This window comes from Actinoplanes sichuanensis (assembly GCF_033097365.1).
In the GTDB taxonomy this organism is placed as follows: Bacteria; Actinomycetota; Actinomycetes; order Mycobacteriales; family Micromonosporaceae; genus Actinoplanes; species Actinoplanes sichuanensis.
This window is the reverse complement of sequence record NZ_AP028461.1, coordinates 2585288-2610708: the sequence shown is the minus strand read 5'-3', so window position 1 is coordinate 2610708 and position 25421 is coordinate 2585288. Positions and strand designations below refer to the sequence as shown.

Genomic DNA, 25421 nt, shown 5'->3' with positions numbered 1-25421 from the left:
GACGGTCTTTGGGTTTGCTGTGGGTGGCGGCTGTGACGCCCAGCTCACACCACCGTCTCTGGTAAGGCCGCCGCGAGAAGATGGAGCGCGCCGCACGCGGATCAGCGGGTCAGGTGTCGCTCCACCTCGATGCGGGCCAGATCCGGGCCGTACGCGACCAGGTCGTCGTAGGCCCGCAGCCGGCCTTGCGGCGTGAAGTAGAGGACCGACATGGCGAAGTGCTGGCCGGGCGCGTTCTGGTGAAGCACACCACCGTCGCCGCTGCGGCCCTGCTGCATGGTGATCGTGTCATCGTCGAGGGCGGTGACAGCGCGGCCGGAACGGAAGCCGGTCAGCACCAGCGGAGTGCTCTTCCCGATCTCGGCGGCGCCTTCCGGCTCGTGCATCATGACCACGTTCACCGGGACGGCATGGGTGAGGTTGTAGTCGACGATCCGACCGTTCAGGTTCCGGGATGCGGCCTCGACAGCGGCACGATCAGCGGCGCTGAGTGCCACCGTGGTGGTCACGCTGCGCTGTGTGCTGGAAATTCCGGCGACGCGCAGCGGGCCCACCTCGACGACGTCGCCGTCGAGGACATGTGCGTTCGCTGTACGCGTCAGAGCGGCGACGGTGGCTGCAGAGTCCTGGTCGCCGCGGACATATAGGTAGGGCACCCCGAGCCGGGTGACCTCGGTGGTGAGCAGCCGGTTCTCCAGTGTGTTGCCGAGCGAGGTGGCGTCGCCGGTGTCGAGGACCGCCGCCACGTTCTTGCGTTTCGCGAGCTGAGTGACGACCGACCAGGCGAGCGGATTGGACCGTAAGTCGCTGACGTGGATGACGGCCGTGTCACCGGGTGCGGTCGCCAGGTCGGGAAGGACGGTGAGCTGCTTGTATGCGGCGTTCGCGTCGAAGAGCAGATCGACGAGACCGCTGCCGAAGTCGTTGTAGCCGGCCGCGACCTGCCGGGCGTCGCCGATCACCTTCGGCGCGTTCTCCAGCAGGCCCGAATACTGCGGTGACGCCAGGGCGCCCGGCCGGAAGGTGAACGCGGTCAGGGCACTGACCATGCCGATGGAGACCAGACTGAGAAGACCGCCGGCCGCGATCCGCCGTATGTTGCGGAAGACCAGTGCGCTCGCCACCAGACCGCCGAGTATCGAGATGCCGAGCGCCCGGAGAGCGAGTCGCGCGATCGTGGCCGCGAGATCATTGAGGAAGTCGTCGGTGAACTGATCGAGCTTGGCCGGGTCCGCGATGAGGTCCGCCGCCGCTTCGGTATCCACGTTTATGATCGTGGCCTGGAGGCGCACCGGGGCGTCGTGAGTGTCGACCCGGACCGAGCCGAACAACGGCACCCGCAGTTCCGTCTCCCCGCTCAGCGCCAGGCGGGCCGAGACCTGCACCTGCACCGGGCCGACCGTGGTCTCGGCGTTGGAGAACAACAGCAGTCCGACGGTCACGCCGGTCCAGGCCACGGCCACCGCGGCGACGGCGGTGCCGATCCGTCGTGACCAGTGGCGCGGGATCCGGGACGGCAGTCGTTGCAGCCAGACGACGACGCCGGCCAGGGCACGGAAGGGTTGCTCCGTCATCGGCGGCTCGCCTTCGCATGGGCCTCCCGGTAGGCGGACAGCCAGTGCTCGTACATCGGGCGCCACGGTCCTATCTCGAAAGCCAGCAGGAACACCGACAGGGCGAAGCCGAGGCCGGCACCGGCAAGGAAGACACGCGACTGCCCGGACTGCTCCGCCGATCGGCTGACATAACTGAGACGGACCAGCAGTCCTTCCGTGGACGGAGCCGCGCTCCACTTCAGGATGTCCGGATCGGTGGTGCTCGGCGCGACGTAGTCGACGCGTGCGTCTGCCGGGATGCGGTTGCTGAGACCGGAGGTTCCGTCATCCGGCACCCGGTACAGCATCTCCAACGACGACCCGGTCGGCAGGACGGTCGTGGCGCTCTCGTCTACGGTCGCCGGCCAGCGGGCCGCCAGCGCTGCGACCGTACCCGGCTCGGCCAGGGCCGCGTTGACTCCGGCCGGTAGTTCCGCGGGCAGGCCGTACGTCGTTCGTGCCTTCTGCTCGGAACGGGCCACACCGTTGACGAACCAGCCGGCGATCCGAACGACGAGTCGCTTGCCGTCGAACGTGAACCATGGTTTGGCGGCGTATTCACGGCTCACCTGCCCGACATCGGGCAGGCCCGCCGTCACCGGCATCGTCCGCCCCGGCTCCCCGACGACCAGCAACTGCCCCTTACCAGGCACCGATCGCAAGTCGAACCAGTCCACCGCCGGGCGCCGGGAGCCGCTGCTCGCGACCGGCGAGGAGATCGTGACCTGGAGCGGCGCCATGAACCGGACCGCGATCCGGGGCGGCGCCTGCAGCATGCCGGGCGCCGACAGGGTGACGGTGAAGACGAACGGAGCGGCCGCTACGCCGGATTCGACGATACGCAGATCGGTCTCGACGGTGAAGGCCTCCGACGGCACCCACGCCTGGATCCCGCCGACCCGGCTGACGCCCCCCGGTGGCTGATAGATCGACACCAGGCCGGCCTGATACTCCAGCCATGCTGCGGTTGCCGCGCCACCGCCGACCAGGATGCAGAGCAGCGCAACGATCAAGCGTCCCCGCCACGCCCCCGCCTCCGGGTCCTGCTCCGCCGTCACCGGGCCATGATGTAGGAGCGAATCGATCTTCGTGGTCGCCACCGGTCCGACGAACGGATGCTAATTCGGGTCCGCACCACCGATGCCCAATCGATGACCCTCGTGAAACGACAGCGGGAGGGGCGCAACCGATCCGCCCAGTAGGTGAACCCGGTACCGGCTGGTCGACGTCAGCGACGAACCCTGCCGAACAAGGGTCGGCGTGAGGCGCGGCTCACGCTCGACCCGCACCGGGTTTGCGTCGGTCTGCGAGTCTGCTGGGCATGACCGCCGACTACCGCCTCGATGTCCCGGCCGGCTTCGACGACTCCGCAGACGAGGACGGTCAGGTCCACGCGATGGCCCGCCGTCTGTTCTCCGCCACCACCGCCGCGGAGGTGTTCGGCAAGGCCCAGCGGTGGATCGCCCAGCAGCAGATCTTCGTGGTGGACGTGTCCTGGAACCGGATGCACGACGAGCCCGAGCCCTACGTGCTGTCGGTCTACTTCACCTTCGAACCCGAGCCCGCGGAATCGCAGACCGCCGGATCGTGAGCAGTGCGTCGGCAGTGGTCTACGCGGGCGGTGCGACCACGGAGAGCTCCAGCACCGCCGGCAGCCCGGCCACACCCGGCCCACCGGCCCGGATCCAGGCCACCAGATCGTCGACCACCGCGTCGTCCAGGACCAGCCCGAACCAGACCGGCCGCGCACCCTGCCGCCGGGCGGCCGGGCTGGGCTGCACCACCATCACGTTCGACTGCGAGCACACATCCAGGCACAGACTGGTCCGCACCCGATGGTCCGGCTCCAGCGCCGCCCGCAGATCTCCGAGCTGCGCATCATGATCGACCGCCGGATGTTTGGTCCGGCTGCCACAGCAACAGTCACGACACACCGTCACCATGCAACCGTCGACCACCGAACGCCTCCTTCTGTACGGCCCATCACCGTAACGACCCGCCTCATCCAGCCGTCCACGGCGTCCACCGTTGCCGCGCCGGCGGCGACGGGCATGAATGTCAGTCCGGCTTCTCTTCGGCCGGGCGCAGACATCGGCCGCTGGTCAGGACGCCGACGGCGCCGAGCCGGCCCGGATGCAGGCCGATGGTCGCGTAGGAGACCGCGCAAGCGTCATGTCCCAGTGGGATCCCGTACATCACGGTCCGCCCCGGGCCGCCGTCGCCGTACTGCACGGGCCGGACCTCCGCCTCGGGGCGACCGATGTCGATCAGCGCCTGCCGCACCGCGGCCAGATCGGCGTCGGTGAGCTTCGGCTGCTTGTTCGGTTCGTGGTGCCGGCATTCGGTGGTGGGCGGGCAGAGGACGCGGTCCATCGCGGCGTGGATCTCCACCGCCTGGCTGTCCCAACCGTCCGGCGGCGAGAGCCGCACCCGCCGCGGATCATCGGCGATCGCATCCGTGCAGGTGTCCGCGCGACTCTGCCGCTCCAACCTCAGGACCTGCTCCGGACCCGCCGGCACGTCCCCCGCGATGTGGATCAATATGCCGACGTCGCAGCCCTGGCTACTGCGGAACCTCTCGTCCTCTTCCCGGCTCTCGGCGGTGGAGATGTCGCCGCGAGGCGCCGGGATCGGCACGGCGGCCGGCGACGGCGGGGTCGGATCCCACCAGACCGCCGCGAGCACCCCGGCCGCCACGAGCAGCAGCACCAGCACCCCCGGCAGCCCCAGCCGCCTACGCGGGCCGTCGTCCCCGAACACGAACACCCGCCCAAGCTAGGCAGGGCGGGTTGCAGACCGGGTTCCGTCTCGGTTGCGGCGGCCGGCCGACACCCCGTCATGGAATGCCGGCCGGCGCTGCGGGTCACCGCTCCCGGCAGGTCCAGGAGACCGTGCCGCCGATCGCCTTGCCGGGCAGACCGCCGCCAGGAATCCACCCAGGAGATCAGAGCAGCGTGCGCCAGTAGTCGGCGAACCTGACCCCGATCAGCGCGGTGAGGATCAACAGCCAGACCAGCGGCACGGTGCTGTGCACCATCAGCAGCGCCCGGGTGATCCGGCGTGGTGCCGGCAGATGCCCCCGTTCGGCGTTGTGCAGGGTCAGATACGAGAAGATCAAGATCATGACGATCCAGACCACCATGCAGTACGGGCAGAGCGCCCCGATCCGGTAGAGGCTCTGCACGAACAGCCAGTGCACGAAGACCACCCCGAACAGCGCGCCGGCCTGCAGCGCCAGCCACCACCAACGCGGCAGCCGAGCCCCGGCCAGCACCGCCACCCCGGTCGCCGCGACCACCGGGAAGGCGGCCACGCCGATCAGCGGGTTCGGGAAGCCGAACACCTCGGCCTGCGCGGTCGTCATCACCGAGCCGCAGGACAGGATCGGGTTGATCGAGCAGCTCGGGACGTAGGACGGGTCCTTGAGCAGCGCCACCTTCTCGACCATCAGCACGAACGCGGCGAGCGCACCGACCAGCCCGCCGACGGTGAGGATCCAGCCGATCAGCCGATCGGTGAGCACCGGACGATCGACTTCGGTCACTTGTTCAGCTCCGCGTCGATGGTCGCCTTGAGCGCCTCGTAGGAGGGCCGGTCGGTGAACCGCTCGCCGTTGACGAAGAACGTCGGCGTGCCCTGGACACCGAGGGCCACCCCGTCGGCGGCGTCCGACTTCACCCGCTCGGCGACCTCGGCACTGGTCACGTCCGCGCTGTACTTCGTCATGTCCAACCCGAGTTCGGCGGCGTATCCGGCGAAGACCGGCGCCCTCGACTCCTGGCTGTGGCCCCACCCCGACTGGTTGTCGAAGAGTTTGACGTACATCTGCTCGAATCTGCCCTGCCGGGCGGCGGCCTCGGCCGCATGCGCCGCATTGAACGCGTTGGGGTGGCTCGCGATCGGGAAGTAACGCACCACGTAGGTGATCCGGTCGCCGTATTCGGCCCGCAGTCTCTCGACGCCCGGATAGGCGGCGCCGCAGGCCTCGCATTCGAAGTCGAGGAACTCGACGACGGTGACCTTGCCGTCGGCGGCCGTGGACAGCCGATGACTGTCGGCACGGACCGTCTCGACGGCGCCGGCCGGTTTCGGCTCGGTCAGGTTGACCGCCACGATCAGCAGCAGTACGGCCAGCGCGGCGCCCAGCACACTCAGGGTCACCTTCAGGTTGGTGCTCATGCCCGGCGCCCGGGTCAGCTGTCGGGTGGCTCGGCCGGCTTTCTTGTGGGTGGTTTTCGACGGCATGGGAGGTCCTTTCTCCAACGACGAATCGGCTGACGACCGCACGGGACACGGCGGCAGCAGCGAGGAACTCTCCGTAGGGAGAGGTGAAGAACTGTCCGTAAGGGGAGGCGAGGACCGCTATATACGCAGGACGCCCAGGCCGGCCGGGTCCGCGGCGGGCAGCGCCGTGGAATCATCAGCCGGTGTCACGGCAACGGCGAGAACGGGATCGGTCCGCAGGTCAGGCAGCAGGATGCCGGTCGTGTCGGCGGGCGGGCGCAGCACCGGCGCCACCGCCGGAGCCGAGACGTCGTCCTGCCGGTGCTGGGACGACGTCGTCTGATCACCGGTGTGCGGGTGCTCGCAGGCCGCCTGCACCAGAACGACGACCGGGCTGTCCACGGCCGGACCGAAGGCCCGTTTCACGTTGCCCGGCGAGGCGAGCTGGCTCATCGCGAGCAGCAGCAGCGCCAGGGCCGTCGCCACGATCGCGAGCGGCCGGAGGCCGAGGCGACGCGGGAGCGCGGACATCGGCTCACAGTACAACAGCGGCGGTTCTCAACCTTTGTGCCGCCGACTTCGTCTACCGAGCATGAAGATCAGACGCCGCCGTCACAGCGACGAGACGTTCATCGATTTCGTGGCGCAGCGTTCGGGTCGGCTCATCGCACATGCGGAGCTGCTCTGCGGCAATCACGAACAGGCGCGGGACATCGTGCAGTCCGTGCTGGTACGTGCCTACCAGCGATGGCGGCACATCGAGCACGACGACCCGTACGGCTACGTGCACCGCGCGGTGACCAACGCGGTGACCGACTGGTGGCGCACCGCCCATCAGCGCCACGAGCAGCCGGTCGGTGAGGTACCCGACCAGCCCGCGACGCCGGAGAACACCGTCGAGGACCGGCGTGCACTGCTCGCCGCCCTCGATCGGCTGACCAGCCGGGAGCGGACCATCGTCGTGCTGCGCTACCTGGACGACTGCTCCGAACGTGACACCGCCGAGGCGCTCGGTGTCAGCCTCGGCACGGTGAAGTCGACCTGCTCGCGTGCGCTGCGCAAGTTGAGAGTCGTCCTCACCGACGAGGCGCCGCCCACGGGACACGGCGAGTCCGGCCCGATCACCGCCCGATGGAGCCACTGATGCCCACTCACGACCACCTGAGGACAGCGATGAACGACTTGGCCCGAACCACCGAGCCACTGCCGCCCGCGGAGGTGCTGCACGTCGCGCGCCGGGTCCGCCGCAACCGGCGGATGCTGGCCGGGGCGGTGACGGCGGCCGCGGTCGTGCTGGTCACGACCGGCATCGCCCTGCTCACGCCGAACAAACACGAGGACGCGCTGCCGCCGGCGGTCACCGGGGACGCCGTGCAGACGTTGCAGAACTCGCTGTCCGGCCTGGCCGACGGCGACTACACGTTCAGCCGGACCGGCGCCGGTTGGATCGCCGACGTCCGCCGCGGCGCGGTCCACCTGCCGGACAGTGTGCTGATCGAGCACTCCGACACCTACCAGGTGCTGCGTACCGGGTCGGAGTTCTACATGCGCTACCTGATCTTCGGCAGTCCCGAGCAGCACGAACAGTTCCGCACCTACTTCCAGCAGCACGTCACCGGCGCACAGGGGCAGGCCGCGATGAAGGTGTTCGAGCAGCTGGACGGCACCCGGTGGGTCCGCGCCGACGAGAAGAAGGTGACGGCCGCCGCCGCCGACGAGTCGCTGAGCCACCTGGACGTGATGGCGACGCTCCCGACCACCGGCCAGCCCGACGCCACCGGCGCCGGCACCCTGATCGCGGCGGTGACGACCGCCGAGCGCTCCGGCGACGTCATCACCGGGACCCTCGACGCCACCCGGAAGGATCCGGCCCTCGAACGGATCTTCTCCGACCCGACCTATCTGTACGGGGTGGGCGCCAAGACGATGCCGTTCCGCGCGACCCTCGACGGCCAGGGTCGGCTCACCGAGTTCATCGTCACGATGCCCGAACACCGGATGGCCTCGGAACCGGCCGGCGGCATCGAGCCGGAGCCGCCGCTGGTCATCAAGATCTCCGAGTACGGGCAGACCGGCGCTCAGCCGGCCCCGGCGCAGGTCGACGGCGAGTTGGCCGCCGACGTCTACGAGACCCTTGCCAACGACAACGACTGATCGGCGGCGAGCCGGCCGGGGAGTCACGCCCCCGGCCGGTCCGGCCTCACGCCAGGAGCTTCGCCTTGGCCGCGGTGAACTCCTCGTCGGTGAGCAGTCCGGCGGTCTTCATCTCGCCGAGCCGGACGAGCTGGGCCATCAGGTCGCCACCGGGAGCGGCCGCGGCCTCCAGGGCGGGAGCCGGCGCCTGGGCGGGAACCGGTGCCGGGACCGGGTTGGGCGGGGCCACCACGGCGACGTTGGTGGAGACCGCGCCGGCCCGGCGTAGTTCGACGTCGCGGTCGTAGTGATGCTGGGACCAGTACCGGCGGACCGTGTTCGCCTGCCGCAGGATCAGGTCGCGCACCTCGGACGGGTTCTCGATCGAATCCAGGAGGATCTGTTTCTGCCCGTACTTCCCGGCGTGGGCCGGGTCCAGGCGCAGGATGAGGTCGCCGACGCCGCGGACCCGCTGGGTGATGTGCTGGTTGATGTCGGCGTCGACGACCAGCCAGATCGGGATGACCTCCTCCCGGGTGGAGATGACACCCGACGAGAACCGGATCGCGTCCGTGGTCACCGTGTAGGAGCCGGTCTGCACCCGGCCACCCGTCGCCAGCGCGGTGAGATCCTGCGAGGCCCCCGACCACAGCACGTCGCCGAGCGCGGGGTTCGTCTCCGTCATCGCCGTCAGCTCCTTGTCATTCGGTGTCAGCGGAGAGGTCGTCTTCTCGCGCGCTGGGCACGGTATCGAACCCGCGCACTCCGGCCCCGTCTCGCGGACCGTTTTTTGCAGGAATGTTGCCCGATGACATCGATGGGGTTAACTTGGGAGCGCTCCCACTCCCATCCCCAGGAGAAGCACCCATGGCCCGTTCCCGCGTCGTCGCCGTCGCTGCCGCCTGCACCACCGTGGCCGCGGCGAGCGTTCTGATCGTCACCGGCACCGCCTCCGCCGGCACCATCTCCGGAACCCTCTACCGAGACCCGAACACCCCGGTCGCCCGCTGGCTGTCGTCGAACTCCGGCGACTCCCGCGCCACCGTGATCCGCAGCAGGATCGACAGTCAACCGGCCACCCGCTGGCTGTCGAACTTCAACATCTCCACCATCGGCAGCGAGGTCGCCACCTACGTCAACGCCGCGAACGCGGCCGGGCAGATCCCCGCCCTGACCGTCTACGGCATCACCAACCGCGACTGCGGCGGCGCCAGCTCGGGCGGCGCTCCCGACCTCACCCAGTACCAGACGTGGATCGGCAACATCGCCCGCAACCTGGGCGGCCAGACCGTCGTGCTGAACCTGGAGCCCGACTCGATCGCCTTGCTCACCTGCCTGAACAGCACCGAGATCGCGGCCCGCAACCAGGCGCTGCGCACCGCCACCCAGACCCTGAAGGCCGGCAACCCGAACGCCAAGGTCTACCTCGACGGCGGGCACTCCGCCTGGAACAGCGCCGGTGACCAGGCGTCCCGGCTGGTCGCCGCCGGTGTCGCGGACGCGGACGGCTTCTACACCAACGCCTCCAACTTCCAACCGACGAGCGCGGAGTCGGCGTACGGCCGCTCGATCATCTCCTCGCTGAGCGGGCAGGGCGTCAACGGCAAACGGCAGGTGATCGACACCAGCCGCAACGGTGGCGCCAGTGGCGACTGGTGCGGCGACGACAACACCGACCGCCGGATCGGGCAGTACCCGACGGTGAACACCGGCGACGCGAACATCGACGCCTACCTGTGGATCAAGCCGCCGGGTGAGGCCGACGGCTGCCGGTACGCCGCCGGCTCGTTCCAGCCGGACCTCGCCTACAGCCTGGCCAGTTCGGCACCCAACCCGCCGTCCTCACCGACGTCGGCGCCGTCCTCACCGTCGTCGTCGCCCTCGTCGTCACCGTCCTCGTCGCCGTCGTCCTCCCCATCGACGTCACCGTCGCTGCCGACCGGTGCCTGCGGCGCCACCCTGCGAGCGGTGAGCACCTGGAACGGCGGTTACCAGGGCGAGGTCAAAGTCCAGGCCGGCAGCGGTACGCCCAACGGCTGGACGGTCTCCTGGACGCTGCCGTCCGGTTCCTCGATCAGCCAGGTCTGGAACGGCACGCTGACCACCTCCGGCTCCACGGTCAGCGTCCGCAACGTCTCCTGGAACGGCAACCTGCCCGCCGACGGCTCCACCACCTTCGGGTTCATCGCCACCGGCACCACCGGGGCACCCACCCTGACCTGCACCTCCCCCTGACGGCGGTCGGCCGGGCCGTGCCCGCACTCACGGCTCGGCCGCCCGCCTCACCGATCGCGGCCGCGGTCGCTCGCCAACCGGCCGCGGCCGCGATCACCCACCGCCGGCCTTCGGGGTCGGTTGTTCGTTGCACCACCTCCGGCCGGGCGGCCCATCCAGTGATCAGCCATGCGGCCGGTATCGGCGTGAAAGTCACCTTCAGGAGATCAAACCCCCAGACGAACATCTTGTGGCAAATAGGGCATATATGTACGTTCGCTGCGTATTGCCCGATTCGCTCGGTAGGAGCTGCCATGTTCAAGATCTTCGCCACCGGCACCGCCATGCTCGCCTATCTCGCCGCCTGCCCGGCACCGGCGGCAGCCTCCCCCGGGCCTCCGGCGCCGCAGGATCGGATGTCCATCAGCGTCGTGTCCGCCAACGGCTCCGGCTGCCCGCTGGGCACCGCCGACGTCACCGTGTCGCCGGACAACAAGGCCTTCACCGTGACCTACAGCGCCTTCACCGCACAGGTCGGCGCCGGCGCCAAGGCCATCGACTTCCGCAAGAACTGCCAGATGGCCCTCTCGGTCGACGTTCCGGAGGGATTCACCTACGCCATTGCCCGCACCGACTACCGGGGCTTCGCCCGGCTGGAACGCGGGGCGTCCGGCCTCCAGGCCGCGTTCTACTACTTCCAGGGTGAGCCGCGCACCACCGCGACCCGGCACAACTTCACCGGCCCGGCCGATGGCGACTGGCAGCGCACCGACACCATCGGCATCAGTTCGCTGTCCTTCCTGCCCTGCGGCGAACGCCGCTACCTCAACGTCAACACCGAACTACGGGTCAACGCCGGCACCTCCAACCGCAAGGCCACCAGCTTCCTCACCATGGACTCCACCGACGGCAATCTCGACACCGTGTACCACGTCGCCTGGAAGAAGTGCTGACGGTTCGGCACGGCCGGCCCACACCGGGCCGGCCCGGCCGGGCACCCCGACGTCAGACGGCGGTGCCGGGAACGTCGCTGACGATCGAGAGAGCTCCGGCGATCTGCGACAACTCGTTCTGCGCGATCGGCCGCGACCAGGTGTATCCCTGACCGCGGTGGCAGCCGAGCAACCGCAGGGCGCTGGCCTGTTCCGGGTTCTCCACGCCCTCGGCGACGGTGACCAGCCCGGTGGCATCGGCGAGTTTGATCACGACCTCACTGAGCGAGGTTCCGGCGCCCGGCCCGGTGATCGGGTCGACGAAGCTCTTGTCGATCTTCAGGATCGTCGCGGGCAGCTTCTGCACGTAGCTCAGCGAGCTGTAGCCGGTGCCGAAGTCGTCCAGCGCCAACTGGACCCCGCGGATGCGGATCTCGTGCAGGGTCTCCATCACCGCCTCCGGCTCGCTGATCAACGCGGTCTCGGTGATCTCCAGGGTGAGCCGCCGAGCGGGCAGGCCACTGTCGGCCAGCGCGGCGTCGAGATCGCCGATGAACCGGGGATGGGTCAGCTGCCGAGGCGAGACGTTCACGCTGACCGACGCGTCGGCCATGACCGGGGCCTCGGACGTCCATCTCGCGGCGTCCCGGCACGCCCGGCGCAACACCCAGCGGCCGAGATCGATGATCAGGCCGGTGTCCTCGGCCAGCGGGATGAATCGATCGGGCGCGACCCTCCCCTGACCGGGCCGGTTCCAGCGCACCAGCGCCTCGGCGCCCACCGGCCGTCCGGTGTCCAGCGCGATGATCGGCTGGTAGTGCACCAGGAGCTGCTCCTCGGTGATGGCCCGGGCCAGGGCGATCTCGTCGTCGACCCGCCGCACCGCGGTGCCCGCCAGCGCACCGTCGAACACCACCACCTGATCCTTGCCACGACGCTTGGCCTGCCGCAACGCGGCGTCGGCGTCACGCAGGACGGCAGCCGGCAGGAGGCCGGGCGGCAGATTGCCGGCATGGATGGGACGGATCCCGATGCTCGCCCGGAGCCGGAGCTCGTGGCCGCCGATGGTCAGCGGTTCACCCAGTGCCTGCAGCAGCCGGTGGGCCAGGCCGGCGGAGACGGTGTTCCCGGGATCCGTCGGCAGCTCGGTCAGAACGACGAACTCGTCGGCGCTCAACCGGGCCAGTAGGTTCCCCGGACCGGCGGCGAGCCGGAGCCGCTCCGCGACCAGCCGCAGGACCTGGTCACCCACCGCATAACCGAGGGCGTCGTTGACCAGCCGGAACCGGTCGAGATTGATCAGCAGCAGAGCGCTCTGCGCCGCGACACTGCGGCAGGCCTGCTGGCTGTCGCGGATGTGGTCCAGCAGCAACCGGCGGTTGGCGAGATCGGTGACCGGATCGTGAGTCGCCTGCCAGGCCAATGTCTCGTTGGTGCGCTGCCGTTCCACGACCCGGCCCAGCGCCAGGCCGATCTGCTCCAGCGCCTGCAGCAGATCGTGGTCCGGCGTGGCGATGTCGGCGGGCAGATAGAACGAGAGCACCCCGATCGCCTCGCCGCCGGTCAGCACCGGCACCGCCACGGCGGCGCCGATCCCGCAGCCGGCCAGCGACCCGCCCCACGGCTTGAGGCGGGCGAGGTCGGTGACGATCAGTGCGACGCCGTCACCCGGCATCTCCGACATGCTCCCCGCATCACCTCGCGCGGCGCACTCCGACAGCGTGCAGGCGGCGTCGTGCCCGTGCTCACCGACGTGCCACACCGCGCGTTCGCTGCCGCTGATCCAGGCATGCCCGGCCCGCCACTGCAGGCGTACGCACACCTCCCGCACCACGTCGGCGGCGGCGTCATCGAAGGCGTCGGCGCTGTTGGCCGTCACTGCGGCATGGCGGATCAGCGCGGCCGCCCGCTGCGCGCGACGCTGTACGGTCACGTCCCGCAGGATGGCCGTGTAGCGCGGGTGCCCGTCATGGGCCCAGGTCGACAACGACAACTCGGTCAGCAGTTCCCGGCCGTCGGCGTGCACGGCCGGCACCTCGACGGTGGTACCGCGCAACGGACTGCCACCGGCGACGAACTGCGCGAGCCCCGCCTGGTACTCCTGGCGGACCCGCACCGGGACGACGACCGCGAACTCCTGGCCGAGCATGTCGGCCGAGGTGTACCCGAGCAGCCGCTCGGCACCCTGGTTCCACGCCACGATTCGACCGGCCTGATCCACCGTGACGATGCCGTCGACGGTGGAGCTCATCTCGGCCAGTTGCCGCTGCGCACTGTGCTGCTCGGTCAGGGAGTCGACGGTGCTCAACAGTTGCCACCGGCCGCCGGGGATCGGCCGGACCAGCGTGCTGGAGACCAGCGCCGGCAGGATCCGGCCGTCGCGGTGCCGGTATTCCTTCTCCCGCAGGATCGCGCTGCGCACCCCGGAGATGAGATCACCGACCAGGGCGACGTCGGCGTCGTGGTCCCGCGTACAGGTGAAGTCACCGAAGTAACGGCCGACGAGTTCCTCGACGGTGTAGCCGATGAAGTCGGCGTAGGCCCGGTTCACGCGCAGGTAGATCCCGGAGTCGTCGACCAGTGTCATGCCCGCCGAGGCGTGGTCGAAGGCGGAGCCGAACAGCCGTGCCTGTCCCTCGTCGTCGCTCACTCACCGCTCCTGTGCCGTCCGGTTCTTCCCACAGGTGATCGGTGGGCTCGGTCACCACTTGAGGGATTCAAGATTCGGTACGCCGTCCGGCTCACCCGTTCCGGATCGCTTGTTCGGACGGGGTGTGGTGCCTGCTCGTGCACACCGCACGGCGGCCGGGTTGCGACCGCCTCCTGCGACATGACGGTTGAGCAGCACAACAGCCGGACCGGCGCCGATCTTCGTCACCGCAGTCGATCGGGGCGGGTGTCACCTGCTCCGATCGGGGCATCGGCAAGGCGGCCGTACGTCTGGGAATCTTCGCCGGTGAAAACGCGCTCCCCATTCGTCGCTCTCGCACTCGCCAGTGTCATGGCGCTGCCGGCCGGGCCGGCCTGGGCCGAACCCACCACGGCCGGACCCGTCGAACCGCAGCATCTGCGGGTGATGACCCGCAACATCTACCTCGGTGCCGACCTCACCCCGGCCCTCACGGTGCAGGACACGCCCGCGTTGCTCGCGGCGGTCTCGATGATCTACGCACAGGTACGGGCGACCGACTTCGCCGTACGAGCCGAGGGTCTCGCCGACGAGATCCAGCGGGAGCGTCCCGACCTGCTCGGGTTGCAGGAGGTCGTCACGTGGACGACGACCGGTCCGGGCGCCGGGCCGTCCCAGGACTTCCTGGCCGTTCTGCGGCAGGCACTCGCCCGCCGCGGCCTGCACTACACGGTCGCGGCCACGTCACCCGGTTCCGACATCGGCCCGATGCCGCTGACCGCCCCCTGCGCGTCGGCCACGATCGGGGCGTGCACGCTGCGGTTGCGGGACAGCGACGTGCTGCTCGTGAACGACCGCACTCCCGGCCTGCACTGGTCGGCCCCGAGCCACGGCGTCTACCAGGCCCGGCTGACCGTGCCGCTGCCGGGAGGAGCTCCGCCGGTCCAACTGGTGCACGGCTGGGCGTCCATCGAGGCGAAGCACCACGGGGTGTCGTTCCGGTTCGTCACCACCCACCTGGAGACTCAGCGGTTTCCGCAGATCCAGAAGGCCCAGGTCACCGAGTTCCTCGCCGGGCCCGCCGCCGGCCCGGGAACGGTGATCGCGGTCGGTGACTTCAACTCGGCCGCCGACGGCAGTACGACCGACACCTACCAGCTGCTGACCGGCCGGTTCCGGGACGCCTGGACCACGGGGCCGGGCTACACGTGCTGCCAGAACCCCGGCTTGGACAATCCGGCCTCGCAAGCGGCGTCACGGATCGATCTGGTGCTGCTCGGCGGCGCCGCGTCGCCGAGGGACGCCAGGGTCGTCGGAGCGGACCCGTTCCGGGCGACCGCGCCGCGATACACCTCCGACCACGCCGGTGTCGCGGCCACCATCGACTGGCGACGCCCGGCGAAGTAGGTTGTCGTCGCCGGCGGGTGCGTGGAACACTGCCCGTCATGACGATCACCTCTTGGAGCGATGTCGCGTAAGCCGCCCGGGTCCGTCCGTGCCGAGCTGCCCCGGCGGCGCAAGCCGGGCACACGGATCGCCGTGATCGACGGCGTGTCCGCCAAGGGCCTGCGGGCCCTCGCCCGGCTCGAACGAACCCGCCTCGGCCCCAGTGGTGCGTGGATCGCACTGAAGGGCTGGGAGGGTTTCGCCCGCGCCGACGACGACGAACGCGCGGACCAGATCTATTACGGCGAGGTCGGTTGCTGCCCCGATCCGCGGGACAACCGGGAGATCCTGGACCGGGTGCTGCACGCGCTGCCGGCCCGGGACGCGAAGGTCCTCCGGAAACGGATTCAGGCGCTGGACGACCGGATCGGGTCACTCGATGATGGAGCACGGCCGTGACCGTGCTCCATCAGGTTCACCGGATCAGGCCGGGTCCTCGTCGGTGATGTGCCACAGCCGCACCTTGCCGTCGGCTCCGGCGGTGACCAGCCGTTTGCCGCTCGCGTTGATCCGCAGCGACCAGACCGGGCCGGTGTGGCCGGTCAGCGGGGCGGCTTCGGCGGCTCCGGTCTCGGTGTTCCACAGCCGTACGGTGCCGTCGTCGCTGCCGGTGACCAGCAGTTCCCCGCCGCGGGCGAACCGCATGGCGCGTACCGGCCGGTTGTGTCCGGTCAGTGGCGCGATGGCCGGGCGGCGGGTCGTGGTGTTCCACACCTGGACGGTGCTGTCGCCGCCGGAGGACGTGGCCAGCAGTTTGTGGCCGAGGCTGAAGGTGAGTCCGAGCACTGGCCCGGAGCTGCCGGTCAGCGGAACGCCCGCGGGTTCGCCGGTGATCGGGTTCCAGAGCCGGACGGTGTTGCCGCCGCCGGAGGCGGCCAGCAGCCGGCCGTCGGGGCTGAAGCTCATCGCGTAGACCGGTCCGGGGGCGACGGTCCGGGGTTCGCCGATCGGACGGCCGGTCGTGGGCTGCCACAGCCGTACCGTGTCGTCGGCCCCGGTGGTCGCGAGCCGCTTGCCGTTGCGGCTGAACACGACGTTGCGTACGGCGCCGGTGTGCCCGGTCAGGGTGTGCACCAAGCGACCGGTGGCCGGATCCCACAGCCGGGCCGTTCCGTCGTCGCCGCCGGTGGCCATCAGCTTGCCGGTCGAGCTGAAGGACACCGTGCGCACCGCTCCGGTGTGGCCGGTCAACGGTGCACCGGACCGCTCGCCGGTGGCCGGGTCCCACAGCGACACCCCGCCGTCACCGGCGACGGCCAGCAGTTCGCCGTCGGCACTGAACTCGACCGCGTGGACGGTTCCGGTGATGCCGGTGATCGGCACTCCGGTCGGGCGGCCGGCGGCGGTGCTCCACACCCGTACCGTGCCGGCGCTGACGGTGGCGAACATCTTGCCGTCCGGGCGCAGTGCGATGCGCCCGTTCACACCGTCGACGACGGCGCGGAGCCGGGCTTCGAGGTCTGCGCCGGTCGGTACCGCGACCGCTGACGTCAGGGTGAGCGAGGGTTGCGAGGTGCTGGGCGAGACGGCGACGGCGGCGGTGAACCCGAGCAGGGCCACTGCGACCGCCACGTTGACACCGCCCGCGAGCGAACGTCCTCTTTCAGTATTGGTAGCCACGTCCGTACCGTAAGTATTGGTTTAAGACCTGAAGTGACGTTTCGATGGTTTCCATGCCGTCGAGTAGAGGCCGACGGCTTGACCCGAGCCGCTGCATACCCGGTATATTACTCGGTATGAGCATCCGGCACACCCTATTGGCCCTGCTCAGCGAGGGCCCGAAGTACGGCCTGCAGTTACGGCAGGAGTTCGAAGCCAGGACCGGTGAGGTGTGGCCGCTGAACGTCGGGCAGGTCTACACCACCCTGCAGCGGCTCGAACGCGACGGCCTCGTCGAGTCGGAGGACGGCGGCGGCCGACCACAGAACGCGTTTACCATCACCCCGGCCGGTGCCGACGAACTGCGGACCTGGCTGCTCACTCCCCCCGACGTCGTCCCACCGCCACGCGACGAGCTGGTCATGAAGGTGCTGGTGGCGATGCGGGTGCCGGGCGTGGACATGCCCCAGCTGCTCCAAAGTCACCGGCGCCACCTCGTCCAGGCGATGCAGGAGTACACCCGACTCAAAGCCGACCTCACCGACGCCGAGGTGGAGCTGTCCCTGGTCGCCGACTCGGAACTGTTCCGGATCGAGGCGATCATCAGATGGCTCGACATCGCCGACGCCCGGCTCGCACGCCTGCCCGCCACCACCGACCGCCCGGCCGACGCACCCCGGGCCGGCCGCCGGATCGCCGGGATCCGACGATGACCGCCGTCCTCGAACTGCGCCGGGTGTCCAAGACCCACGGATCGGGTCCCACCGCGGTGCACGCGTTACGCGAGATCGACCTGACCGTGCGCGGCGGCGAGCTCGTCGCGGTGATGGGTCCGAGCGGGTCCGGCAAGAGCACCCTGCTCACCATCGCCGGCACCCTGGAGGAACCGACCAGCGGCAGCGTCGTCATCACCGGCCACGACCCGGCCGACCTGTCCCGCAACGACCGCGCACGCCTGCGACGACAGGCCATCGGCTACGTCTTCCAGGACTTCAACCTGCTCGCCGGGCTCACCGCCGTGGAGAACGTGGCCCTTCCGCTGGAGCTGGACGGCACACCGGTCAAGGCCGCCCGCGCCGCCGCGATGGACGTACTCGCCAAGCTCGAACTCACCGATCGCGCCGCCCGCGACCCCGACGAACTGTCCGGCGGCGAACGGCAACGCGTCGCCATCGCCCGCGCCGTCGTCGGGCAGCGCCGCCTACTGCTGGCCGACGAACCCACCGGCGCCCTCGACTCGCTCAGCGGTGAGACGGTGATGCGCCTGCTGCGCCGGTCCGCCGACGACGGCGTGGCCTGCGTCGTGGTCACCCACGACGCCCGGATGGCGTCCTGGGCCGACCGGGTGGTGTTCCTCCGCGACGGCCGACTGGCCGATCAGACCGTCCCCGGCCCCGGGCCGGAGTCACTGCTCACCCCCGGTGACGGCCGATGAGCCGCAACGGCGGACTCCCGGCGCGGCGCGCGGTCGTCCGCTGGGCGCTGCGCCTGTTCCGCCGCGAGTGGCGTCAACAGATCGCGGTGCTGACCCTGCTGACCGTCGCCGTCACCGCCGCGGTCGTCGCCGTGTCCGCCGGCTACCACGCGACCCCACCCGCCACCGCCGCCTTCGGCACCGCACGCCAATCGCTCACCCTGTACGCCGACGGCGACCGGCCCCTCGACGCCCGGATCGCACAGGCCCGCGACTGGTTCGGCACCGTCGAGGTCATCGGACACACCGACCTGCCCGGCCCCGGCTCGGCGGGCACGGTGCGACTGCGCAGGCAGGACCCCACCGGGCCGTACGGCGCACCGATGCTCCGGCTACGCGACGGCCGCTACCCGACCGCACCCGGCGAGGCCGCGGTCACCGACCAGATCGCCGTACGTCTGCACACCCGCGTCGGCGACCGCCTGACCGTCGCCGGCCGCACCTGGACCGTCGTCGGCACGGTCGAGAACCCCGCCGACCTGCGCGCCCAGTTCATTCTCGACGCACCCACCGCCGGTGGGTCACCGCAGTCGGTCACGCTGCTCACCGACGCCACCGCACGACGTTTCGAGCAGTACCGGGCAGCGAACGGCCATCCGGCGTACGCCCTGCGCCCGACGCTGGTCTGGGTCGAGGCGGCAGCCGGCGTGTTCAGCGTGTTCACCGTCGGGATGCTGCTCATCGGGCTCATCGCGGCAGCCGGTTTCGCCGTCGTCGCGCACCGGCGGCAACGCCAGCTCGGCATGCTCGCCGCGATCGGCGCCACCCCACGGCACCTGCGGCTCGTCCTGCTGGCCCACGGCGCCGCGGTCGGCACCACCGCCGCCGTGATCGGCACGCCGCTGGGCGCCCTGGCCTGGTTCGCCGTCACGCCCCGGTTCGAGACCGCGGCCGGTCACCGGATCGGTCCGCTCGATCTGCCGTGGGGCCAGATCGCCGTCACCGTCCTGCTCACGATCCTGGCCGCCACCGTCGCCGCCTGGCGACCGGCGCACTCCGCGGCGCGGCTTCCGGTGACGCTCGCGCTGTCCGCCCGTCCGCCACGGCCCGAACGGGCACGTCGGTCCGCCGTGGCCGCAGCCGTGCTGGTCGTGCTGGGCGTCGTGGCGTTACGGCTGGTGCAGAGCAACCGGCCCGCCGACGGCGACGCGCTCTCGGTCGGCGACGTGGCACTGGTCGTGGGTGGCACGCTCGCGATCGGGTTCGCCCTGCTGTCGATCGGGCCGTCGGCGATCCGGCTGCTCGCGGCGGCCGCCGCCGGACTTCCCGTCGTCACCCGGCTGGCGTTCCGCGACCTCGCCCGCCACCAGGCCCGATCCAGTGCCGCGCTGGCCGCGATCAGCGTGGCGCTGGCGATCCCGGCCGCGATCGTGATCGGTGCGCGAGTCCTCGAATCGGACCCGGCCGACAGCGACGAGTTACTCGCGCTGCGCACCATCGCCACCACCGCCGGAGCGCTGCTCGCGCTGGTGATCCTCGCCGTGACCGTCGGCCTGATCAGAGCCGAGGCGGCCGGTGACCTGCGCACCCTGACCGCGGTCGGCGCGACCCGGGGCATTCGGCGCACCCTGACCTCGGCGACCGCGGGCGGACTCGCGCTCCTCGGCGCGGTCCTGGGCATCGGCGCCGCATACACCGTCATCCTGGCCGGTTCCTCCGCCGAGCAACTCCGCGAACTGGCACGCGTACCGATCATCGATCTGACCGTGATCGCCGTCGGCGTGCCACTGATCGCCACCGTCCTCGGCTGGTTGCTCGCCGGCCGCGAACCACGATCCCTGGTGCGGGTACCACTGGAGTGACACAGCCGATATCGTCCTCTGTGGAGGTGCGTGTGCCCGGATCGCCAGGTTCCCCCCGCTACGACCCGCCGCCGACAGGCCGGTCATGAGGCTGGCCGCGGTCGACTGGGGATCGGTTCCGGACTGGATCGCCGGCATCGGCTCGGTCTTCGCCACCCTGCTGGCGGTCAGCGGCCTGCTGTACGAGATGCACAAGCGCCGGCTCACCGAGGCCAGGGCGGCCGCCGAACGCCGGGCGGCCGAAGCGAACCAGGCCCGGCTGGTCAGCGTCCAGGCCCGGGTGCGCGGTGACGGTCACCGGGCCGAGCTCATACTGCGCAACGACAGCGCGGCCCCGATCCGTACCGTGACACCGGTCCTGTACTGGGCCGACACCGACGGCACGTGGCGGATTCCGCGGCTCTCCTCCAACGGGAGCCCGCAAGCGGTGCTGGGGCCGCACGAGTCGGCCACCTCGTTCGCCGAGGTCGCCTTCGGGGAGCCGGGCCCGCCCGAGCCGGCCGCCGTGCGTACCGCCGTCGCCTTCACCGACGCCACGGGCCGACGCTGGCTCTGCCTACCCGACGCGGGGTCACCGATCCCGGTGCTCGACCGGAGCGACGGCGGCGCGCTGCGGTCCGCGCTGGACCCCGCCTGATCCGCGATTCACGCCGTCGCAAGGCTCAGCGCTGACACATCGCCCGGTCGGCACATCACCGCCGGGTACGGGCCGCGATCAGGCGGCGGACCTGGTCCCGGTGCCGGAATCGGAAGGTCGAGCAGCGGGAGTCGGCCAACGAACTGTTCATGGCGTGGTGGGCGCAGCCGCCCATGCAGACCGGCAGGGCGGGGCAGGCCCGGCATTCCGGATCGGTGAACGGGTCGTAGGTCAGCCACTTGGACAGGCGGTCGCCCGGTGCCGGCCAGTCGCGGAGGTCGCCGATCACCTCGTTCGGGTCGCCGACCGTCTCGGTGCACTTGTAGATCTCGCCGCGGGAGCCGATCACCAGCTCGTTGTCGCGGACCGCGGTGCACGGCGCGCCGGTCGGTGCCGGTGGTGGCGGGGTGGCGAAGCCGAGTTCGCCGGCCAGCGCGAGGAACCGCTGTTCGGCCTCGGCGAAGGCGGGCCGGGAGAGGCATTCGGTGGCGTAACCGGCGCTCGGGGCGAGCAGGTTGACCCGGGCCGGCAGGACATGGCCGGGGCTGACCGCGACCCGCCCGGCCAGACCCGCGTCGGCGAGCATCCGCAGCAGCCGGGGCACCGACGCGAGGTTGCCGGTGTCCAGGTTGACCCGGACCGTGACGTCGAGGATCCCGGCGACCGCGACGACGTTGGCCAGGATCTCCCGGAACGTGCCGCGCCCACCGGCCAGCGGCCGCCGGACGTCGTGTACCTCGGGCGGCCCGTCCAGGCCGACCTGCGCGACGGTCACCGCCCGGTCGCGCAACCGGCGGGCCACCGGCGCGGTCAGCAGATAGCCGTTGGTGATGATCGCCGCCCGGTAGGCGACCCCGGCGCCCGCAGCCCGCGACAGCAACTCGTCGGAGAGCGACAGCAGGGCGGGCAGACCGACCAGGGGCTCCCCGCCGTACCAGAGCACGGCCAGTTCACGGATCCCCGGCAGCCGCCGGTCGACCAGGTCCAGCAGACGCTGCCGGACGTCGTCGGCGAGCAGCGACGGATGCTTGGCCTCGAAGCAGTACGGGCAGCCGAAGTTGCAGCCCAGGCTGGTCACCACGGTGAGGTGGAAACGGTGCGGGTTGCGGCGGGTGGCCGCGTACCGCTCGCGGAGCAGGTCGAGTTCGTCCAGGTCGTCGGGGAGGATCATCTGGCCGCGAGCGAGCGCGTACAGCAGATCCGGGTCGGCCGGGGCGTCGTGGTCACCGGCGAGGTAACGGTCGATCGGTTCGCGGCGGCCGGCCGGCACCGCGACGACACGGCCGGAGACACCGTTGTAGACGTACCACCGCGGCCCGTCGTCGACCCAGATGTTGTACCGCGACTCCTTCATCGTCCGTCCGGCGGGTGAGTCAGCGCCCGGCTCACCCGGTCGGCCGCGTCGGGGCCCCAGAGCAGCAGGATGTCCCGCCCGGACGACGGCGTCTCACCGGCGGCGAACACCGGTCCGCACGCGGAGAAACTCGTGAACGCGGCACCGAAGCCGGCGTTGCCGGCCGCCGCGGCCAGGCGGGCGGTCTCCCCGAGGTCCGGCTGGGCCCGCGGGCTGTCGCCGTGACCGCCCGCGGCCAGGCCGGCGTCGAATCCGTCCAGGTAGGTGGTCAGCACCTCGATGGCCTTGCGGACCTGGGGCGGGTAATAGTCGAGCCGCACCGGACCGGCGGGTCCCTCGATCACCATTATCTGGAGTCCGTCGACCATGACCGGCCACCCCTTCACACGAAATGAATCATCACGACATCGGAAATGATCAGAAATAGACGTCCGGCTAAGAACATTTCCGACCCCCGACGTGAATGTCAATACACTGAGCGGGCACTTGACTCACCCTTTTTCCCAACTATTTTGATCAATTCCGAGTGCCTAGCATCAGGATTATGGTGGGGCGGCCGAGAGTCGTCGCCGCGGCATGGGCACGCCCCGTCGCGATGGTCGAACGGACGCGTGAGCTGGCCGCGCTGACGGCATGCCTCGAGGAGATCAAGACCGGCGCCGCACGGGTCGTGGTGATCGAGGGTGTCGCCGGGATCGGCAAGACCGCACTGCTGCAGGCCGTCCGCGAGCGCGCACCGGCCCGGGGCGTACGGGTCCTGGCCACCCTGGTCCCGCACCTGAGTTCCACCGCACCGTACGGGCTGCTGCGCCGACTGCTCGGCCCGGAGGTCGCCCGCCGGGGCGGTGCCACCACGCTGACCGGTGCCGCCGCGTTCGCCGCACCGCTGTTCACCCCGGGCGCCCCGGTCGCGGCCGGCGTCGACTACGGCTGCCACTGGCTGCTGGCCGCCCTGGCCGACGCCGGGCCGCTGCTGATCGCGCTGGACGACGCGCACTGGGCCGACATCGAATCGCTGCGGGTGCTGGCCGACGCCGCCGAGGATCTGAGCGGCGCCCCACTGGCCGTGATGGTCACCGCCCGGCCGGGCCTGAACCGGGCCGCCGAGCCGCTGCTGGCCCGCCTCGCCACCCTGGACGGCGCGCGGGTGGTGCATCCGGCGCCGTTGTCCGAGGTCGGCGTGGCGACGTTGCTGCGCCACGCGTTCAACCGCGAACCCGACCCGGAGTTCACCGCCGCCTGCGCCCAGGCCAGCGGCGGCAACGTCTTCTACCTGCGGGAACTGATCCGTCCGCTGATCGCCGCCGGGCTGTCACCGACCGCCGGGGCCGTCGCCGAACTCGACGCGACCGGCCCGGAGGCGCTGGTCCACACCGTGCGCCGACGGCTCGGCGAGCTCGGCCTGATCGCCACCGACCTGGCCCAGGCCGCCGCCGTGCTCGGCGACGACACCCCGTTCGCCGACGTGGCCGCACTGGCCGGGGTGGCCGACGACCCGGCCGGCGACGCCGCCGTCTCGTTGCGCGTCTCGTCGATCCTGGCCCGCACCGCCCCGGTGGCGTTCCCGCACCCGCTGGTCCGGGCCGCGGTCGAGCAGACCGTCCCGCCGGAACGCCTGGGCCGCCTGCACGCCAAGGCCGCCGGAGTGCTGCGGACGGCCGGGGCGGCACCCGCCAAGATCGCCGAACACCTGCTGCTCGCGCCGCCGGCCGGCCGGGCCGAGGTGGTCGATCTGCTGGTCGACGAGGCCCATCGGGACCTCACCACCGGCTCGGCCGAGGCCGCCGGCCGCCTGCTGCGCCGGGCCATGGCCGAGCCACCCACCCCGGACAGCCGGCCCGCCGTGCTACTCGCCCTGGCCACCGCGGAACGCGCGACGGGCCACCTGGCCGAGGCCGGTGACCATCTCCGCGAGGTCGTCGAGACCGGTGCCCGACCGGTCGCCCTGACCGCCATGGCCGACCTCTTCGAGGTCCTCTACGAACTCGACGACGCCGACGCCGCCTCCCGGTTGCGGCGCCGCGCCTACGCCGCCGAGCCCTACGGTCGAGACCAGGCGGAGGTACGGCTCCGCGCCGCGTTGTTACTGCAGGCCGCCGAGACCGCCGACGACCGGGCGCCGACCGGACTGGCCGACATCGACATCGACCGGCTCCCGACCGGCACCGGCGAGGAACGCCGTCTGCTGGTCTGCGCGGCCATCCACCACCGGGCCACCGGCCAGTGCCCACCCGACGAATTCCAGGCCCACCTGCGCCGGGTCGTGGAGAACCTGCCGGCCGACCGCCCACTCACCTACTGGGAGGTGCTGGCCGCCCTGGAGGCGGCCGCGTTCCTGGCCGCCGCCGAGGCGATGACCGACGCCGAGACGGTACTGGACCGGCTGCGCCCGGAGGTGGTCCGGCTGCGCCGGATCGCGCCCGGCCTGCAGGCCGAGTGGTCCAACCGGACCGTGCTGAACAACCTGCGCCGCGGCCACTTCGAGGAGGCCGCGGCCGGACTCGCCGAGGCCGAACGATTCGCCGCCCGGCACGGCCTGACCATGTACGCGGCGATGGTCAGTTTCACCCGCGGCATCATCGACATGGAACGCGGCGACTACGCCCGGGCCGGTGCCCACCTGCTGCTCGGCCCGGCCGAACCGGCGGTGGTCGGCGCGCTCGGTGAACTGCTCAGCGGCCGCCCGGCCGAGGCGTTGGCCCGGCTCGCGCTGCCCGGGCACCCGGACGCCCCGGTCACCGAACGGGAGATCGAGTTCGAGATCCACCTGATCGCCAGCCACGCCTACGAGATCCTCGGCGACCGGGCGCAGGCGCTGCGCGAGGCCGACCGGGAACTGGCCGTCCGCCGCCGGCACGGCCCGTCCTACCGGCTGGCGGCCGCCTTGCGCAGGCGGGCGTCGTTCGCGCCCGCCCGGGAGGCCGTCGACCTGCTCACCGAGGCGATGGCCGCGTGCGACGGCACCCCACGCGAACCCGTGCTGGCCCGGGTCCGCGCCGCCTACGGGGCCGCGTTGCGCCGGTCCGGGCGGCTGCGGGAGGCCCGTACCGAATTGGCTGCCGCTCTTGATCTGGCCACCCGCCTCGGCATGCCGCGCCTGGCCGCCAAGGTCGGCACCGAGATCCGGGCGGCCGGAGGCCGACCCCGCCGGACCCGGGTGACCGGCGTCGCCGCACTGACCGACGGGCAGGCCGCGGTGGCCCGGCTGGCCGCGGCCGGACGCACCAACCGGGAGATCGCCGAGAGCCTCTACGTGACGATCAAGACCGTCGAGACGCACCTGGCCGCGGTCTACCGCAAACTTGCGGTATCCGGCCGAGAGCAGCTGCGGGAGGCGCTGGCCGGCGACACCCAATTCTCAGGGTCCGCACCCTGATGACCC

General features: G+C 71.1%; 24 protein-coding genes. 12 read left to right on the top strand and 12 right to left on the bottom strand.

Annotated elements, in window-relative coordinates; translation table 11 throughout:
* Positions 1 to 101 precede the first annotated feature (101 nt).
* Positions 102 to 1574, bottom strand: a complete 1473-nt coding sequence (locus Q0Z83_RS11590; RefSeq protein ID WP_317793865.1) for a metallophosphoesterase family protein — start codon at positions 1572 to 1574, stop codon at positions 102 to 104.
* The gene (locus tag Q0Z83_RS11585; RefSeq protein WP_317793864.1) at positions 1571 to 2653 is read right to left on the bottom strand and encodes a hypothetical protein; all 1083 of its coding nucleotides are present in this window, start codon (positions 2651 to 2653) and stop codon (positions 1571 to 1573) included. The genes Q0Z83_RS11590 and Q0Z83_RS11585 overlap by 4 nt, the downstream gene beginning before the upstream one ends.
* Positions 2654 to 2916: 263 nt before the next feature.
* Here Q0Z83_RS11585 and Q0Z83_RS11580 point away from each other — a divergent pair, with 263 nt between their 5' ends.
* Entirely contained in the window at positions 2917 to 3186 is a 270-nt protein-coding gene (locus tag Q0Z83_RS11580) for a hypothetical protein (protein WP_317793863.1), read from the top strand.
* Positions 3187 to 3205: 19 nt separating this feature from the next.
* On the opposite strand, the gene Q0Z83_RS11575 is transcribed toward Q0Z83_RS11580, so the two are convergent.
* From Q0Z83_RS11575 to Q0Z83_RS11555, 5 genes are all read right to left on the bottom strand, one after another.
* Positions 3206 to 3535, bottom strand: a complete 330-nt coding sequence (locus tag Q0Z83_RS11575) for a hypothetical protein (protein WP_317797067.1) — start codon at positions 3533 to 3535, stop codon at positions 3206 to 3208.
* A 118-nt stretch (positions 3536 to 3653) separates the two neighbouring features.
* Positions 3654 to 4361, bottom strand: coding sequence for a hypothetical protein (locus tag Q0Z83_RS11570; RefSeq protein WP_317793862.1), 708 nt, complete (start codon positions 4359 to 4361; stop codon positions 3654 to 3656).
* Positions 4362 to 4539: 178 nt separating this feature from the next.
* Positions 4540 to 5139, bottom strand: coding sequence for a vitamin K epoxide reductase family protein (locus Q0Z83_RS11565; protein ID WP_317793861.1), 600 nt, complete (start codon positions 5137 to 5139; stop codon positions 4540 to 4542).
* On the bottom strand, positions 5136 to 5774 hold the full coding sequence (locus Q0Z83_RS11560; protein ID WP_317797066.1) for a DsbA family protein: 639 nt from the start codon (positions 5772 to 5774) through the stop codon (positions 5136 to 5138). Before Q0Z83_RS11560 ends, Q0Z83_RS11565 begins: the two co-directional genes overlap by 4 nt.
* 183 nt (positions 5775 to 5957) lie before the next feature.
* Entirely contained in the window at positions 5958 to 6350 is a 393-nt protein-coding gene (locus Q0Z83_RS11555; RefSeq protein ID WP_317793860.1) for a hypothetical protein, read from the bottom strand.
* Between the two features lie 61 nt (positions 6351 to 6411).
* Between Q0Z83_RS11555 and Q0Z83_RS11550 the strand changes: the two genes are divergently transcribed.
* On the top strand, positions 6412 to 6963 hold the full coding sequence (locus Q0Z83_RS11550) for a SigE family RNA polymerase sigma factor (RefSeq protein WP_317793859.1): 552 nt from the start codon (positions 6412 to 6414) through the stop codon (positions 6961 to 6963).
* Positions 6963 to 7973, top strand: a complete 1011-nt coding sequence (locus Q0Z83_RS11545; RefSeq protein WP_317793858.1) for a hypothetical protein — start codon at positions 6963 to 6965, stop codon at positions 7971 to 7973. The genes Q0Z83_RS11550 and Q0Z83_RS11545 overlap by 1 nt, the downstream gene beginning before the upstream one ends.
* Before the next feature lie 46 nt (positions 7974 to 8019).
* Here Q0Z83_RS11545 and Q0Z83_RS11540 read toward each other — a convergent pair whose 3' ends face one another.
* Positions 8020 to 8637: a PH domain-containing protein gene (locus Q0Z83_RS11540; RefSeq protein ID WP_317793857.1), complete on the bottom strand. Its 618-nt coding sequence runs from the start codon at positions 8635 to 8637 to the stop codon at positions 8020 to 8022.
* 182 nt (positions 8638 to 8819) lie between these two features.
* On the opposite strand from Q0Z83_RS11540, the gene Q0Z83_RS11535 reads away from it, so the two are divergent.
* Both Q0Z83_RS11535 and Q0Z83_RS11530 read left to right on the top strand, forming a co-directional pair.
* Positions 8820 to 10187, top strand: a complete 1368-nt coding sequence (locus Q0Z83_RS11535) for a glycoside hydrolase family 6 protein (RefSeq protein ID WP_317793856.1) — start codon at positions 8820 to 8822, stop codon at positions 10185 to 10187.
* Positions 10188 to 10480: 293 nt separating this feature from the next.
* Positions 10481 to 11119 (top strand): DUF4360 domain-containing protein, encoded by a 639-nt coding sequence (locus Q0Z83_RS11530; RefSeq protein ID WP_317793855.1) that lies wholly within the window; start codon positions 10481 to 10483, stop codon positions 11117 to 11119.
* Between the two features lie 52 nt (positions 11120 to 11171).
* On the opposite strand, the gene Q0Z83_RS11525 is transcribed toward Q0Z83_RS11530, so the two are convergent.
* The gene (locus Q0Z83_RS11525) at positions 11172 to 13748 is read right to left on the bottom strand and encodes a sensor domain-containing protein (protein ID WP_317793854.1); all 2577 of its coding nucleotides are present in this window, start codon (positions 13746 to 13748) and stop codon (positions 11172 to 11174) included.
* A 306-nt stretch (positions 13749 to 14054) separates the two neighbouring features.
* On the opposite strand from Q0Z83_RS11525, the gene Q0Z83_RS11520 reads away from it, so the two are divergent.
* Positions 14055 to 15134, top strand: a complete 1080-nt coding sequence (locus tag Q0Z83_RS11520; RefSeq protein ID WP_317793853.1) for an endonuclease/exonuclease/phosphatase family protein — start codon at positions 14055 to 14057, stop codon at positions 15132 to 15134.
* Positions 15135 to 15194: 60 nt separating this feature from the next.
* Positions 15195 to 15572: a hypothetical protein gene (locus Q0Z83_RS11515; RefSeq protein ID WP_317793852.1), complete on the top strand. Its 378-nt coding sequence runs from the start codon at positions 15195 to 15197 to the stop codon at positions 15570 to 15572.
* Positions 15573 to 15596: 24 nt separating this feature from the next.
* Here Q0Z83_RS11515 and Q0Z83_RS11510 read toward each other — a convergent pair whose 3' ends face one another.
* Complete coding sequence (locus Q0Z83_RS11510; RefSeq protein WP_317793851.1) at positions 15597 to 16745, bottom strand: WD40 repeat domain-containing protein; 1149 nt, start codon at positions 16743 to 16745, stop codon at positions 15597 to 15599.
* Between the two features lie 164 nt (positions 16746 to 16909).
* Between Q0Z83_RS11510 and Q0Z83_RS11505 the strand changes: the two genes are divergently transcribed.
* The 4 genes from Q0Z83_RS11505 to Q0Z83_RS11490 all read left to right on the top strand — a co-directional run bounded on the left by Q0Z83_RS11505 (position 16910) and on the right by Q0Z83_RS11490 (position 20685).
* Positions 16910 to 17485, top strand: a complete 576-nt coding sequence (locus tag Q0Z83_RS11505) for a PadR family transcriptional regulator (protein ID WP_317793849.1) — start codon at positions 16910 to 16912, stop codon at positions 17483 to 17485.
* Positions 17482 to 18207, top strand: a complete 726-nt coding sequence (locus Q0Z83_RS11500; protein ID WP_317793848.1) for an ABC transporter ATP-binding protein — start codon at positions 17482 to 17484, stop codon at positions 18205 to 18207. The genes Q0Z83_RS11505 and Q0Z83_RS11500 overlap by 4 nt, the downstream gene beginning before the upstream one ends.
* Positions 18204 to 20048, top strand: coding sequence for an FtsX-like permease family protein (locus Q0Z83_RS11495; protein ID WP_317793847.1), 1845 nt, complete (start codon positions 18204 to 18206; stop codon positions 20046 to 20048). The genes Q0Z83_RS11500 and Q0Z83_RS11495 overlap by 4 nt, the downstream gene beginning before the upstream one ends.
* Before the next feature lie 85 nt (positions 20049 to 20133).
* Positions 20134 to 20685, top strand: coding sequence for a hypothetical protein (locus Q0Z83_RS11490; protein WP_317793846.1), 552 nt, complete (start codon positions 20134 to 20136; stop codon positions 20683 to 20685).
* 55 nt (positions 20686 to 20740) lie between these two features.
* Here the strand turns inward: Q0Z83_RS11490 and Q0Z83_RS11485 are convergent, their stop codons facing one another.
* Together Q0Z83_RS11485 and Q0Z83_RS11480 are read right to left on the bottom strand one after the other, a co-directional pair.
* Positions 20741 to 22039 carry a radical SAM/SPASM domain-containing protein gene (locus Q0Z83_RS11485; protein ID WP_317793845.1) on the bottom strand — a complete coding sequence of 433 codons (1299 nt, stop codon included), beginning with the start codon at positions 22037 to 22039 and terminating at the stop codon, positions 20741 to 20743.
* On the bottom strand, positions 22036 to 22407 hold the full coding sequence (locus Q0Z83_RS11480; protein ID WP_317793844.1) for a hypothetical protein: 372 nt from the start codon (positions 22405 to 22407) through the stop codon (positions 22036 to 22038). The genes Q0Z83_RS11485 and Q0Z83_RS11480 overlap by 4 nt, the downstream gene beginning before the upstream one ends.
* Before the next feature lie 176 nt (positions 22408 to 22583).
* Between Q0Z83_RS11480 and Q0Z83_RS11475 the strand changes: the two genes are divergently transcribed.
* Positions 22584 to 25415 carry an ATP-binding protein gene (locus Q0Z83_RS11475; protein WP_317793843.1) on the top strand — a complete coding sequence of 944 codons (2832 nt, stop codon included), beginning with the start codon at positions 22584 to 22586 and terminating at the stop codon, positions 25413 to 25415.
* The last annotated feature ends 6 nt before the right edge of the window (positions 25416 to 25421 follow it).